At 58.6% G+C, this 13,095-nt stretch carries 13 protein-coding genes; 7 read left to right on the top strand and 6 right to left on the bottom strand.

Annotated features, from left to right (window positions below):
- Window positions 1–26: 26 nt before the first annotated feature.
- The gene (locus KRR38_RS17080) at window positions 27–1,268 is read right to left on the bottom strand and encodes a glycosyltransferase family 2 protein (protein ID WP_217403814.1); all 1,242 of its coding nucleotides are present in this window, start codon (window positions 1,266–1,268) and stop codon (window positions 27–29) included.
- Between the two features lie 341 nt (window positions 1,269–1,609).
- Entirely contained in the window at window positions 1,610–3,325 is a 1,716-nt protein-coding gene (locus tag KRR38_RS17075) for a hypothetical protein (protein WP_217403812.1), read from the bottom strand.
- A 501-nt stretch (window positions 3,326–3,826) separates the two neighbouring features.
- Here KRR38_RS17075 and KRR38_RS17070 point away from each other — a divergent pair.
- Window positions 3,827–4,765: a glycosyltransferase family 87 protein gene (locus KRR38_RS17070; protein WP_217403810.1), complete on the top strand. Its 939-nt coding sequence runs from the start codon at window positions 3,827–3,829 to the stop codon at window positions 4,763–4,765.
- On the opposite strand, the gene KRR38_RS17065 is transcribed toward KRR38_RS17070, so the two are convergent.
- The 4 genes from KRR38_RS17065 to KRR38_RS17050 all read right to left on the bottom strand — a co-directional run bounded on the left by KRR38_RS17065 (window position 4,737) and on the right by KRR38_RS17050 (window position 8,058).
- On the bottom strand, window positions 4,737–5,576 hold the full coding sequence (locus KRR38_RS17065) for a DUF2569 domain-containing protein (RefSeq protein ID WP_217403808.1): 840 nt from the start codon (window positions 5,574–5,576) through the stop codon (window positions 4,737–4,739). The two genes, KRR38_RS17070 and KRR38_RS17065, sit on opposite strands and share 29 nt — an antisense overlap.
- A gap of 58 nt (window positions 5,577–5,634) precedes the next feature.
- Window positions 5,635–6,048, bottom strand: a complete 414-nt coding sequence (locus tag KRR38_RS17060; RefSeq protein ID WP_217403806.1) for a TadE/TadG family type IV pilus assembly protein — start codon at window positions 6,046–6,048, stop codon at window positions 5,635–5,637.
- Window positions 6,049–6,166: 118 nt separating this feature from the next.
- Window positions 6,167–6,619, bottom strand: coding sequence for a TadE family protein (locus KRR38_RS37790; RefSeq protein WP_375293464.1), 453 nt, complete (start codon window positions 6,617–6,619; stop codon window positions 6,167–6,169).
- Complete coding sequence (locus KRR38_RS17050) at window positions 6,619–8,058, bottom strand: pilus assembly protein TadG-related protein (RefSeq protein ID WP_217403802.1); 1,440 nt, start codon at window positions 8,056–8,058, stop codon at window positions 6,619–6,621. The genes KRR38_RS37790 and KRR38_RS17050 overlap by 1 nt, the downstream gene beginning before the upstream one ends.
- A gap of 596 nt (window positions 8,059–8,654) precedes the next feature.
- On the opposite strand from KRR38_RS17050, the gene KRR38_RS17045 reads away from it, so the two are divergent.
- The 6 genes from KRR38_RS17045 to KRR38_RS17020 all read left to right on the top strand — a co-directional run bounded on the left by KRR38_RS17045 (window position 8,655) and on the right by KRR38_RS17020 (window position 13,093).
- Window positions 8,655–8,831: a Flp family type IVb pilin gene (locus KRR38_RS17045; protein WP_217403800.1), complete on the top strand. Its 177-nt coding sequence runs from the start codon at window positions 8,655–8,657 to the stop codon at window positions 8,829–8,831.
- A gap of 48 nt (window positions 8,832–8,879) precedes the next feature.
- Window positions 8,880–9,056 (top strand): Flp family type IVb pilin, encoded by a 177-nt coding sequence (locus KRR38_RS17040; protein ID WP_217403798.1) that lies wholly within the window; start codon window positions 8,880–8,882, stop codon window positions 9,054–9,056.
- Window positions 9,057–9,116: 60 nt separating this feature from the next.
- Window positions 9,117–10,013 carry a Flp pilus assembly protein CpaB gene (gene cpaB, locus KRR38_RS17035; protein ID WP_217403796.1) on the top strand — a complete coding sequence of 299 codons (897 nt, stop codon included), beginning with the start codon at window positions 9,117–9,119 and terminating at the stop codon, window positions 10,011–10,013.
- A 4-nt stretch (window positions 10,014–10,017) separates the two neighbouring features.
- Entirely contained in the window at window positions 10,018–11,502 is a 1,485-nt protein-coding gene (locus tag KRR38_RS17030; RefSeq protein ID WP_217403794.1) for a type II and III secretion system protein family protein, read from the top strand.
- On the top strand, window positions 11,492–11,824 hold the full coding sequence (locus KRR38_RS17025; RefSeq protein ID WP_217403792.1) for a hypothetical protein: 333 nt from the start codon (window positions 11,492–11,494) through the stop codon (window positions 11,822–11,824). The genes KRR38_RS17030 and KRR38_RS17025 overlap by 11 nt, the downstream gene beginning before the upstream one ends.
- Before the next feature lie 66 nt (window positions 11,825–11,890).
- On the top strand, window positions 11,891–13,093 hold the full coding sequence (locus KRR38_RS17020; protein ID WP_217403790.1) for an AAA family ATPase: 1,203 nt from the start codon (window positions 11,891–11,893) through the stop codon (window positions 13,091–13,093).
- The last annotated feature ends 2 nt before the right edge of the window (window positions 13,094–13,095 follow it).

Genomic DNA, 13,095 nt, shown 5'->3' with positions numbered 1-13,095 from the left:
CATGGGCAACCGGCCAGCCAGGCTGGTTACCGCGTTTGCCCCGAAGCCACAGCTGGGGCGAAGAAGCGCGCCTCGTTTCCGCCGACGATCGCCATGAGAAAACCACCGAGGACGTTTTGCACGCCCAGCGTCAACACCAGAATGCCCCCGACCGGTGGGAGAATCGAGAAGGCTGCCTTGAAATCGCGATTGACCCAGCCAAAGGCAACGAGCCCCAGGATCCCGATCCCGGCCACGATCATGATCAGTCCCGACAGCAGAAAAGTTTCCAGCGTCGCGACCCGGGCGGCTATTCTCGTCACAACCGTTGGTCGCCGGAAACCCGCCCGAACGCCATAGAGATGGCCCGTCAGGCCGAGCAGAAAGGCCAAGTGGCCGATGTCGATGCACGCCGACCCAAGCAAAGTCCAGTAAGCGCCGACCTGCGGGACCAATCCCGGCCAAAGGTATTCTAGGCACGATGCCAGCAACAGCAGGCCGCCCAGAATGCCCGCCAGCAAGGCCGGCACGCCGAACGCCCACATCGGGCTCAGCATGAGCAGGTACCTCAGGTGACGCCAGCCGTCGCGCCAGGGACGCAGATGCGGGTCGCGCTCGCGCAGGTCGGGCAGGAGCTTGGCTGGAACTTCTTCGATACGCAGGTGTAACAGCCTGGCCTTGATGACCATCTCGCTGGCGAATTCCATGCCCGACGACGTGAGAGCGCAATCTAGGAAGGCGGACTTTGCAATAGCCCGCAAACCGCAATGAGCATCGGCAATGCCGGTACGGAAGAACAGGTTCAGCACGCCGGACAGGGCGGGATTGCCGATGTAGCGGTTCTTCCACGGCATGGCGCCCCGCGCGATACCGCCCGAAAAGCGATTGCCCATCACGAGGTCTGCTCCGCCCGCTAACCGCCCGATCATGGCAACGCCATCGGTGAAATCGTAGCTGCCGTCGGAATCGCCCATCAGCAGAAAGCGGCCTCTGGCCGCATGGCACCCGCCGATTAGCGCAGCGCCATAACCACGCCTTTCGATATCGACGACCCGCGCGCCCAGACTTTCTGCAAGTACCTGGCTGCCGTCTATGGAGCCGTTGTCGGCGATGACGATTTCGCCCGAAAGTCCGAACTCGAGATTGATTAACTCCAACGCCTGCCTTGCGTTGGCAATGCAATGAGGCAGACTGATGTGCTCATTCAAGCACGGCATGATGATCGAAATATCCGGAGCGTCGGACTCATCCAGGTGAGAGATGGATGTCAGAGGCGAAATTTCGTTCATCGATTCACGCGAGTTAATGCTGATTTCGATGCCTTAGCATATTATAGTTAATTATTCTATCAAACTGGCCGCTTTAAATTTTCCGTCGGTTTGGCGGCGGACATTCCTCGCAATGCTGCGTCAGTGGCAAAGTCCGTTAGCATCGCCGCACGGCTGCTCGCGTAGACTCGAGACGGTTGGGCTCTCGCTGCGCCGCTCGCACACAGCGTCAATACAGATAATGGCAAGCACCTGCCGAAAAGGTCCGCTGCATCGTTAAGCTCAACGCCTCGCTTCCGGCCCGGGCGACTGCACAATTGATCGAGGAAAGATCATCCAGGCGCTTGATGGAATTTCGAATGCTATCGAAGCGAACTGACCTTGCAACCATTGACCTTCAATAGGTCGGCTAAGGCGCTCGAATGGGAGCTAGAATCAGGCAACGGCCTCACGTTGAAGTAAAGAGCTGCTGGCTTAAAAAATGAATCCGTAGTCAGGGCAACAAGCGTCCTGCCGTGGCAGATGCGCTTCGCGAATGCGCCGACGTTGCCTATGTCATCGGCGTAAAGTCGAATTGGGCGATTGGAAAGGTCGGGTCTATTGGTCACGAGACTGCTCGCCTCTGCCAGATTGGTCCTGCCCATTATGACGTAATCCACTCCGCTTGCATCAACCTGCTCGCTAAGCTGCGCAAATGGCCGATAGGTTTCGTGCGCAAGCCACGCCTGCATCGGTAATATAACAAATACACCTGCCGCCGATGCGCGCAGCAAATATGGCCTCAACTGATCGTGCAGGCCTGCCAGATGCCGCCATCCGTAGGCGCCAAGCAGCACGGCGTTGCCGATAACCCCGTGCAGATAGCGATAGCCAAATCCAAACCCCTGCCAAGGCAGGATGACGGCCATCACGATAATCGGGAGCACGAACCCCATTGCGAGCGCACCGGCCAGGCGATCCCGGCGTATGGTTTTCGCGCTCGCGAGCATAAGCGGTAGCAGCAGTATGTGCTGCCAGGCGAAGAAGCGCAGGATGTTCTCAGCCATGAGCGTCACGTTGCGGTTATTTTGACTCAATGCGCCGACCAATCGTGATTGGTAATCGACCCCGCCACTTGCCGTGGTCGATTGAGGCCCGGTGACCAATCCGTGGATGATATGGGGCCAAGCGAGCCAAAAGGTTGAGATGATGGCATAGCCAAAAACAAAAAGCGCCAGCCGGGGCCACCGGCGCTCGATGAGCAAAAGGAACACGAACGGCACCGCAAACAACGGATGAAACAGCGGTTGATGCAGGCCCGTTGCGACAAACCCGACGAGAAGCGCGGCCAAATCGGTGCGGACTCGGTTATTCAAAAACAACCACAGCCACAGCAGATTGAAAAACAGATAAGCCGGCATCGCGTATGCGGTCATGCCCATCATGAGCACTTGCCCCGAGCAGGCCAGCAAGAGCAACGCGACAACCACTTTCTCGTTGTCATCGGGCCAAATACGGCGCCCACAGGCCCACAACATGGGGAAGGAGAGCCCTGCGAATATTGGCCCAGACAACGCGGGATCGGCAACGCTCCCGGCAAGTGCCCGAAACCCAGCGTTCATGGGCAGATAGCTCGACACCCAGGCGACCGGCTTCGAAACGGGCAACATGAATTGCAGATTCAATGCCGAGGCGTCATTTTGCCAAGCTAACGGCAATGGCCACGCCAAATGCCCATGCCCATAAATAAACGCGTCAAAATCTGCCATTTGCTCATCGCGAACACAGTTATATCCGGCCAACACCAACCGGTGTCCAGCGTATGCCAAGACGATGATCAAACTCGATATCAGGATAATTTGATAGATTGACAAATTTAATTCTCGATCAATCTTTCGAAAATCTAATATGCATAACCCTAAAAGTATTATCTGAGCACTTATTAGCGTCAAGTCGTTTCTCATCATATTGGAAATTGACTCGTTATCTCCACTTATAACCACGATGATGATGAGAGATATAATTATGGACTTAGAAATTAACAGCATCAGCCTCATCCCGCCGAGATCGGGCGATCTGTCGGAAGTGAAATTGCTCATGCGAATAATTCCTTCATCCGGAGCGCCGGATTGGGTCGATAAGGGGAATGTCGCCCTCGGCTGATTCGCCCCAATTTGTGGTAGAGATATGCAGCTTTTGCACGAATGATGCCCTTGATCGGGGATTAACGCCGTCGCATTCTCGTGTGCCTTATAAATCTCCCTGACTCACATCCTAGGACCTTACGGGTCCGGGACTGGAACTCCGATTGCCGAATAATTGCCGGGAAACCGAGCCTGCAGTAAAGAGAGCCATGAACGGATTTCCCCGAGGAACGATCGCTTTTCTGCAATTGGCTTGGCTCGGTCGCGATCGCGCAGTTGCTTATGCCTGCATCCTCGCTTTCGCCTCGCTGGTAAGCCTCGCCTGGTTCTTTCACCAGGCCATGGGGGGGCCTTGGAACCGACTTTCTCGCATTCTGGTCCGCCGCCAAACTGGCCGTCGCTGGCAAGGCCGCGGCGGCGTACGATCCGGCCCTGCTCTCCCGGGTCCAGGCGACGGTGGGACGACAGGACGTCTTCGCCTTCGTCAACCCACCTCCCCTGCTGCTGGGCATCTGGCCACTTGGGCTGCTAGGCTTTCCGGAAGCTTGGGTCGTCTGGATCGTCGTGACCTATGCGGTGTGGTTTATCGCGACGCGCCGGCTTCATGCCGAGCTCTCGTGGCCAATCGCCGCGTTTCCGGGCGCTCTCGTCGCCGCCTGGCATGCTCAGACGGGCTTTTTGACCAGCGCGATCCAGGCCGCGGTCGCCGGGCTCCTCGACAAGCGACCGTTCGTCGCCGGTCTGTTCGTGGGCGCGCTGGTCATTAAGCCGCATCTTGCGCTGCTGTTTCCCGTGGCCTTCCTAGCGGGGCGACACTGGCGCGCAGTCGCCGGCGCCGCTGTTTCGGTCTTGGGCCTGCTCGCCCTGTCCTGGCTGGTGTTCGGGACCGCAACGATGCTAGCCTATCCCAAGTCCTGGGCGGCCAGCAATCTGCTTCTGACGACGAGCAGCGACGTATTCTTCCTGCGCCAGGTAACAGTCTATGCGATGGTGCGCGTCGCAGTCTCAAGCCAAGCTGGGCTGGCGACACAAGCTGTCGTCACACTGGCGATGGCCGTGTTAACCTGGCGCGCCTGGGCCCGGCCTGGTCCAATGGAAGGCAAGCTGGCCTTGTTGTTCGTAGCGACCCCGCTCGCGACGCCCTACTTGTTCAGCTACGATCTGCCATTTCTCGTCATGCCATTGTGCTGGCTGGTCGAGACCGAACGTGCACGCGGCTTTCCGGGCTGGAGCCGCACTTGGCTGCTGCTGCTCTACGTATCGCCGTTGCTCGCGCGCGCGATGGCCTTGCCCCTCGGCGTCAATCCCATGTCGATGGTTTCGGCAGTGACAGTCTGGTGGATCTGGCGCCACCTGAACGCCGTGCCTAAGCGCGCACCCGCTGTCGAAACGTGATATTCACCCGCTCGGACAAGATCAGATACGGAAGCCATACCACGGCGCTAATTAATACCTTCTTGATGTTGCCTAGGAGCACGACCTGTAGCGCATGCGCCACCGCCGGCGGCATAGCCTGCGCGGTAGCGGCATAGTGCGCGATGGCAAATTGCATGGACAGATCTATGCCCCAGGCAAACAGCAGCATTCGTGGAAACAGCGGCACCGAGCGTAGCGCCATCACGAAGCACACCATGTAGAAGAAATTCATCACAACGACGTCGAGAGTCATCACCGCCATCAGGCCCCGCGCCCAGCCCGCATCCCCGGGGCCAATGACAGGAAGCGACAGAAGCAATTCAAAGCTGCGAAATGGTACGTTGAGCAGAATTCCCAGGATGAGCGAGGCCATCAGGCCAGCGGGCCCGAACGCCATGCTCTGCCGAGCTGCCACAGGATTGAGCCGTTTCCAGGTGCCATAGAGACAGAAGCGCACATCCGGCTGTCCAGCCAGCAGCCCGCGCGGGAAGGCCCCCGTCGCGACCCGGTATCCGGCGATCGGCGCAAAGGCGATGAGCAGGTACGGCAGCAGCGTGATCAGAACGTCGCAGGAACTTGAAAAGCATGCGTTCGCATTCGCAATCTTTGCTAGGGCAAGCAAAACAGTCAGGCCAATCCACCCGACGATCACAGTCTCCATGCCCATATCGAGAAAAGAAACCAGCCTCTGGCCACGCCGGTGCAACCACTGGGACACATCGCGAGAAAGCTCGGCAGTGCGAAATGTCACGAGCTGAAGGCGTTCGTGAGCTTCATCGAGGCTGACCATGCGCGATCCTCGCCGTAACGTAGTCGATCACGGTAAATTCTCAAGGCGACGAATGGTTTCAGATGAGTGGATAGCACGCTGACGAGGAAAGGTTCACGCTAGTGGAAGAAAAGCCAGTGATGAACTGATATGTGCCGGAAGCGGTAATCTGATTGCCGCAGCTAGGCGCTGGAGAAGTGCGGGTGAAAGTCAGGCCCGTCACGGCTGGCCCGTTGTAGAACGTCTTGGCATAAGCATCGATCGCACCAGTGGGGCAATTGCCTGCGACATCCACCGATAGGCAGCGGGCAGCCTTCTCCGCTGCGAAATGCATCTGAGTGATGGCCGATAAGAGAACGCCGGCGCTGACTGTTCCGAAAGTCAGCAAGATGAAAACTGGCACGACCAGTGCGAACTCGGCCGCGGAGGCGCCTGACGTGTCGCGTCGAAACGACGCAAGCCATTTCCAGTGGCGGGTAGCGGGCCGGGTCAATTGAGGCCCAGCCATGCAGTTCGAGTAATCACACCAGACAGCAGACTTCCTACTGTCGCCCCAGGGAACACCGGAGTGTAGGTATAGGTCGCAGTCACGGAGATGTAGTCGCCTGGCGCTACCGTGCTACCCGTGTAGGTACCGGTACAAGTGGCCGGGGAGTGGCATTATATGCCGCAACCAACTGCAGTGTCGACGTGTTATCGGCGCAGTAGTAGCCTTCCGTTGAATGGTCTCCGCTCGTACCCGTGAGACTGACCGAACTGCCAAGCGAAGTGGTTTGAGCCGCAGCGACGATTGCCGCGTCGACTCCGGTGCAATTCTGCTTAGCCGGCAGTTGCCGGTTGGTAGCTGAGGTATTGCAAAGCGCTCGCGCCGCACCAACCGCTGCCTGCGCAGCCAAATCAACCTGCATACGCGAGTAGGCATAGATCGCGAGGTCAGTGATGTTGAGCACGATGAATGCAAGGATTGGCAGCACAAGGGCCATCTCTACCGCCGCCACGGCGTGGCAGTCCCTCCACAACGATCCGCCTTTGGGAGGTCCGATGTCTACGGGTGGAACCTTCATCATTTCACCAGCTTAGCCCGGGTGCCGGCGGCCGCTAATGGCGGCGGAGCCCCGGCCGTAGTGCACCCGCTCGTGCTGTTCAAGATCGTACCATTGCCGTTCACCGTGATTATGTTCCCATACAATATGAAACACGTCGCGCCATTCGCGGACTTGTTTACCACCCCATCAATCGTGACATTAACTTGCGGGAAATACACCGCGCCTGTGATCTTCCAGGTCGCTTTGCTACCGGCAAGAGTGGCCGACACATTTGAACCACCCGGGGGGCGATACATTGCAACACCCTGCCAGGGAGAAGCCGGATTTGAGCCGGTAGGCGGAGGCGGCGCCTGAATGTCAATCGTCCCCTTCATGTTCTTATCGCCAAACGGCGCGACGCTACCGGAAAATATGATCGTTGCAGATGCATTTGAGGCGGTGCTCAGCTTGTAGTTGTTCAAGTCCAACGTACCGTTCTTAATAACGATCACCGTATTCGCCGACGTCAGTGTCAAGTCATTAGTTAGCGTCACATTGCCGCAGTAAACGAGTAGTGTCGCAGATTGACTGCCGCTGGTTGCCGTAGTGTTACAGCTGTTGGCGATGGCATTGTTCGCGTTGGTCACATAGGGATCCGACGCGTAAGGGACCGGTGGAAGTGTGGCCCCGTACAAGTCCCCGGCCGGAGTGCTGGCGCAGTCCGGCCGCGCTGTAGCGCTTGAGGAGATCGCATAGTCCGCGCCCATGTCATGGCCGGTGCAATCGATTCCCCCGTTCGAAAACACGCTACATCCAGTCAGATTAGCAAACGGAATTCCATTGCCTTGGAGGGCAGAGGGGTCGGTCGACATCGCATAATAGCACCCCTGGGTGTAGCGAATTCCCCCGCCTGCCGTGGAAGCTATGGCATAGGCCGTGATTGTTTGGCCGCGGCCGGAACCGTATGCCACGTCACCGTTGAAACCGATTATCCTAGAGAATGTTAGAGGCAATTTCGTGGAGATCGCGGCCGCATAACAAATTGCCACGCCGGACGCATTCGTTGGCGATCCCGGTGGGCAGGTAACGCCGCCCGCGGCCGGAGCCGGAGGGTCAATCCTGACTGTCGTGTTGCCGGCGGTTATGAAACCAAATTTCCTCGCCGCCGCGGCGCCTTCGACGGCATAGTTGCTAACACCGCTGGTCCGGGCGTTAGTTGCCGCGGCAAGAGCCGCGCTGTCTGCCGCGTTCTGCAACGAACGCTGAAGATATTCCCAGCTACCAACCTCCATCGAATACGCGATCGCGCCGGAGATCGGAACGAGCATCAGCGCGGTCAAAGGGCTAATCGCAGCCCGGCTGCATTTCAAGGCCGCCGCAAAAACCCGCAGACTGCGTCCGATAGCGAATGACAAGAACTGTGCGTTAAGTTTTCCCATATCAATATCTTCACGGTTTGACGAAAGAGCCCATCGCAATACGACGCGCCTTTTTGGCGGACCTCAAGGAATCAGTGCGCAACCCCTATTGCATGTTAACTTACCACACAGCGGGGGCTGCCGCACCAACAAATGCAGACAAGCCACGTCCCGGAACCGCACGCTTCGCAGCCAAAATTGCGGCCACAAGCGTGGGGAATACGCCTGAATCAATCACCATGCGTGTATAAGAAATACGGCGAATCATTAACCCTAACCATGTTTGTTTGCCGTCGCAACGCCACAAACTATTTCGATCTGAGGTTGTGCACGTGCGGTAAAGTGTTGCAAAAGTAGACGAATTAACCTTGCTTTTTAAGTCGGTTCTGGCTAAGCAACTGAAATTATTAGATTATTTTGTTTGACAAGAATTTTGTTGACGGCGGGTTAACCGATGGGAGAAGCTATATGGGTCATCGAGAGGCCCGTTTGGGACCTTCGGGACCGAACAAAAATATTTATAAAAACAAAGGTCAGCCGGTTCCAAATATGCCTCCGAGGCGGGCCAGCCGGAAATAGATGCCGGAGCCCTCTAAACAGGTACGGGCGTGATGCGAGGGCCGTTCAGCCCATCACGCAAAAAAGGGGTTAAGGTTATGACCAAGTTCTTTCATGATTTCATGCGTAACGAAAACGGCGCCGCTGCGGCCGAATATGCTCTTATCCTTGCGATCGTCGGTGCCGGCATTGCCGTGGCTGCTTCCGCTCTGGGTGGTGCTGTTTCGGGCGCGATGAACAAGGCTACGACGTCGATCACCAGCGCGTCGGTCTGATCAAAATCGGAGCCGAAATCTGGCCGAAGTTAGAATTAGGAGCCAAACATGATTAAGTTCTTTGAAAAGTTCATGCGTGACGAAACCGGCGCCGCGGCGGCGGAATATGCACTCATCCTCGCGATCGTCGGCGCTGGCATTGCCGTCGCTGCGGCGGCTCTGGGTGGCGCCGTTTCGGGCGCTATGAACAGCGCCACCGGCGCGATCACTTCCGCGTCAGTTTGATCGAAATATACCAAGGGCGGTCGAGATTTCGGCCGCCCTATCCTGCTTCGGGGGGCTGAGATGCAGGCGCGTAATTTAATCTTACTCGGTGTGGCCGTTTTCGTCGGCCTCATCGCTGTTCTATTAGCGAATTCCTACTTTTCGGGGGTCGAGCAGCGACAACAACAAGTCGCCGAAGAACAGAAACTTTCGCGCATCGTTGTCGCCAGCCAGGATCTGGCGTTCGGCACGCCGCTTAGCGAGCAGAACCTGCGCATGGCCAACTGGCCCGCAAGCTCCGTTCCCGTCGGCGCTTTCACCTCGCTTCCAGCAGCAATGAAGGATAACCGCGTTGCGCTCCGGCCGATCGTTGTCGGCGAGCCGGTGCTGACGTCCAAGGTTTCAGGTGCTGATGGACGCGCAACTCTTTCCGCAAACCTCCCAATTGGTAAGCTTGCCTTCGCAATCCCGGTCAGCGATGTAACGGGTGTAGGTGGTTTCGTTCGTCCTGGCGACCGCGTGGATGTGCTCCTGACGCGAAACATCCCCGGATCAGGGGCCCAGGCGACCGACAAAATGACGGACGTTCTTCTCGAGGCGGTTCCGGTGCTCGGCATCGATCAGGTTTCCGACGAGGCGCAGACCAAACCAGCCCCGGGAAAGACCGCAACGTTGGAGGTCGATACGCTTGGCGCGCAGAAACTCGCGCTGGCTGTTACGCTCGGTCAGCTCAGCCTGGCTCTGCGCAACGTGGCTGATCCGGTGGCGGGCCCCCAGATGACCGTCGTGCCGAAACACCTCACCAACGGAAACTATTTTATTCGCCCACAGAGCCCTACGCCGCAACTCGCAGCAGCGCCTCCGCGTCTGCCGAGGGTTCCTTCTGGCATGCTTGGACCGGTCCGGCCAAAGGGCCCGACGATGGTGGTCTACCGTGGCAGTCAATCAAGCGAATACGAGGTACAACGTGGCTGGTAACTGCATGAAGCACGCCGTCTTGGCGCTCGCCCTTGCCGCCATCGCGCCGGCAACTCCCGGGATGTGCGAGGCGATTGAGGGCTCGTCCCTACATGCCGGGACGCTCGAAGTGCCGCTCAACAAGAGCCAGGTGGTCAGCGCCGACCGGCCGATCGCCAGGGCGCTGTTGGGCAGCGCCGAGATCGCCGATGTTCTGCCGATCACCGACCGTTCGGTCTACGTGCTCGGCAAGAAAATGGGCACGACCAGCCTGACACTCTACGATAGCGCCGGCCGCGTGCTTTCGATCCTCGACATCGCCGTCGGCCCCGACGTTATCGCGCTGAACGATCAGCTACGCCAGCTCGTGCCTGGCGAGCCGATCGAGGCGCACATCTTGAACGATTCGGTAGTGCTGACGGGCACCGTCAATACGGCCGGCTCCGCCGACCGCGCGATGCAACTTGCCAAGGCCTACGCTGGCGACAAGGTGATCAACCTGGTGTCGATGGGATCGAGCCAGCAAATCATGCTTGAGGTAAAGTTTGCGGAAGTGAACCGCAGCTCTGGAAAAGACCTTGGCATTGATTTCTTCGGCCAGTCCCGGGGTGGATCGTTCAATTTTGTGACGGGCAAGGGTGCATCGCTAACGCCCGATTCAAATGGCAACAGCGTGTTGAAGCTCAGCTCGATCACCGATTCGTTCGGCATCGCCAGCAAGGCATTCAGCATTGGCAATACCGACATCATCGGGACGATCAACGCGCTGGAGACCCGCGGCCTCGCGAAGGTGTTGGCGCAACCAACGCTCATTGCCCTCTCAGGCGAGCGAGCTTCATTCCTTGCAGGCGGCGAATTTCCAGTTCCGGTCGCGCAGTCCGCAGGGGCGGGCACGGGCAACGGAACCGCTATTACGGTCGAATTCAAGCCTTTCGGCGTCAGTCTCGGATTTACCCCGACCGTTCTGGGCGACCGGACGATCAGCATGATCGTGGAGCCTGAGGTTAGCGCGATTGATCCCGCCGCATCACTGACGCTCAATGGCATCACCATCCCGGGCCTCAAAACCCGTCGCGCCAGCACGACCTTGGAACTGCGAGACGGCGAGAGCTTTGCCATCGCCGGCTTGTTGCAGCGTGATTTCCAGACCACCGTCAATCAGCTGCCGGTTTTGGGCTCGATTCCCATTCTGGGTACCTTGTTCCGATCTAGCCATTTTCAGAAAGGCGAGACCGAACTCCTGATTGTCGTCACGCCGCATCTGGTCGCGCCGATAAGGCCTGGCCAGGTCCGCCTGCCGACCGATCGAGTGCTCGACCCGCGCGAGGCCGACACTCTCCTGCTTGGCCAATCCTATCGGCCGACCACGGTCGCGCCCGCGGTGCCGCCGGCACCAGTCCAGCCACAATCGTCCGCGCAGCCGGCTCCTGTGCCGAGCGCCCAACCGCCAGCGCAGTCGCAGGCCGTGACTGGACAAACACCCACCAAGGGGGACGGATATGCCTACTAAGCGGCTCATTTTCGCCGCGGCGCTGCTTGTTGCAGCACTGCCCGCCAGTCACGCCGCGGCCAAGCCGAACGGGTATCCCTACTTGGGTGGCCCCGACAATTTCGGCGAAGCCAACCGCGAGACGATGGCCGCGCAGATCATCGACCCCAATCCGGTCTATGCCGACGCGGTGCCGCCGACGAGCGGCGAACATGCCGGCAAGGCGGTTGAACGCTATCGCACGGACAAGGTCAAGAAGCCCGAACGCCAAAGGACCTCAAATACCAGCACAGGTGGCGGCAGCAATAGCGGTAGTGGCGGCGGCGGGGCTGGTAATGAGTAAAGGGGATAATTAAGGCATTCAGCAACCCTCTCTGGGTACGCTTGATGCGCTAATGCAGGAACAACGATGGGTACTCTCGATCTTCTCGCCGGGCATCTGAAGGAAGCAGCGTTGCGTAACAGCACCCGGATTCTTGTTGCCGCGTCGCGCCAAAATATCGATGTCCTTTCGACCTCCGCCAGCGCCTCGATCCTGCCGGCATTGCGGGTAGCCATTGTCGAGCCGCACGAAACCATTCCCGACGATCTGATCGGGGAAATCTCGCTGCTGGTCGTGGAAGTCGACCCTATCGATCGCGCATCGATGCAGCGGATCAGTGTCATTCGCGCGCATCATCCCAATCTTCTGCTGGTGGCCGCAATCAATGGCGCCAATGTCTCACTGGTTCGCACGCTGGTGCGCGAAGGCATCAACGATGTCGTCTCGCTTCCGTTCGATGTCGACGAACTGCTTCAGGTGTCGCTGGACGCCGTCGCCAAGCGCGACGCAAAAGCGCCCCAACCGGTCGATCTGGCCCCCATGGTCGCCGTAGTGCGATCCATCGGCGGTTGTGGCGCTACTACTATCGCTACGCATCTCGCTGCTGACCTTGCTTCGTTTGGCCCGCATGGTCGAGGCGCAGTAATCGTCGATCTTGATCTCCAGTTCGGCAGCGTTGCCGACTTCCTCGGCGTCAAGCCGCGCGGCAACCTCGCCGACCTGCTCGGCGTTGAAAACCGTCTTGATGAAGAATTGCTTCGCTCGGTCGCGGTCGAAGCCGAAGGCGGACTTTCGGTTATCGCCGCGCCCGATGCAATCATGCCGCTGGAATCGGTCGATACCGACGATTTACTGCGGGTGTTGACACTTCTGCGCGAGCAGTACGATTATGTAGTGCTCGACCTGCCTGCCAATTGGACAAACTGGACGCTGTCGGCGGCCTTGGCAGCCGACGCCATCCTCATGATCGTTGAGCTAAGTATTCCCAGCCTGCGCCAGGCCAAGCGTCGCCTGGAGCTTTTCCGGTCCGTCGGCATCGAAGGCCGCGCCGTCGAGATCGTCGTAAACCGTGTTGAAAAGCGCCTGTTTCGGACCATTGGCGTCGACGACGTCGCTCAAACGCTAAGCCACAGGGTCCTGGCTACTGTCGCCCTTGATGCTCCGACGGTACACACCGCGCAAAATCAGGGTGCCTTGGTCGGCAGCATCCGACGTAAAAGTCGCTTTGCCGTCGATCTGGCCGAAATCGGCCAGCAGCTTCGCGCTGGCCTCCTCGCCAGGAGTAGTTGAGC

Origin of the sequence: Novosphingobium sp. G106 (assembly GCF_019075875.1) — a bacterium.
GTDB lineage: Bacteria > Pseudomonadota > Alphaproteobacteria > Sphingomonadales > Sphingomonadaceae > Novosphingobium.
Note: the sequence above shows the minus strand (reverse complement) of the source record. Positions and strands in the feature narration are given on the sequence as shown.

Bases quoted from the DNA above. Each gene is read 5' to 3' on its own strand.
- KRR38_RS17030 (WP_217403794.1), top strand. From the start codon at position 10,018: ATGAAGCACGCCGTCTTGGCGCTCGCCCTTGCCGCCATCGCGCCGGCA.
- KRR38_RS17020 (WP_217403790.1), top strand. From the start codon at position 11,891: ATGGGTACTCTCGATCTTCTCGCCGGGCATCTGAAGGAAGCAGCGTTG.
- KRR38_RS37790 (WP_375293464.1), bottom strand. From the start codon at position 6,619: ATGAAGGTTCCACCCGTAGACATCGGACCTCCCAAAGGCGGATCGTTG.
- KRR38_RS17040 (WP_217403798.1), top strand. From the start codon at position 8,880: ATGATTAAGTTCTTTGAAAAGTTCATGCGTGACGAAACCGGCGCCGCG.
- KRR38_RS17065 (WP_217403808.1), bottom strand. From the start codon at position 5,576: ATGGTCAGCCTCGATGAAGCTCACGAACGCCTTCAGCTCGTGACATTT.
- KRR38_RS17080 (WP_217403814.1), bottom strand. From the start codon at position 1,268: ATGAACGAAATTTCGCCTCTGACATCCATCTCTCACCTGGATGAGTCC.
- cpaB (WP_217403796.1), top strand. From the start codon at position 9,117: ATGCAGGCGCGTAATTTAATCTTACTCGGTGTGGCCGTTTTCGTCGGC.
- KRR38_RS17075 (WP_217403812.1), bottom strand. From the start codon at position 3,325: ATGAGCAATTTCACTTCCGACAGATCGCCCGATCTCGGCGGGATGAGG.
- KRR38_RS17045 (WP_217403800.1), top strand. From the start codon at position 8,655: ATGACCAAGTTCTTTCATGATTTCATGCGTAACGAAAACGGCGCCGCT.
- KRR38_RS17025 (WP_217403792.1), top strand. From the start codon at position 11,492: ATGCCTACTAAGCGGCTCATTTTCGCCGCGGCGCTGCTTGTTGCAGCA.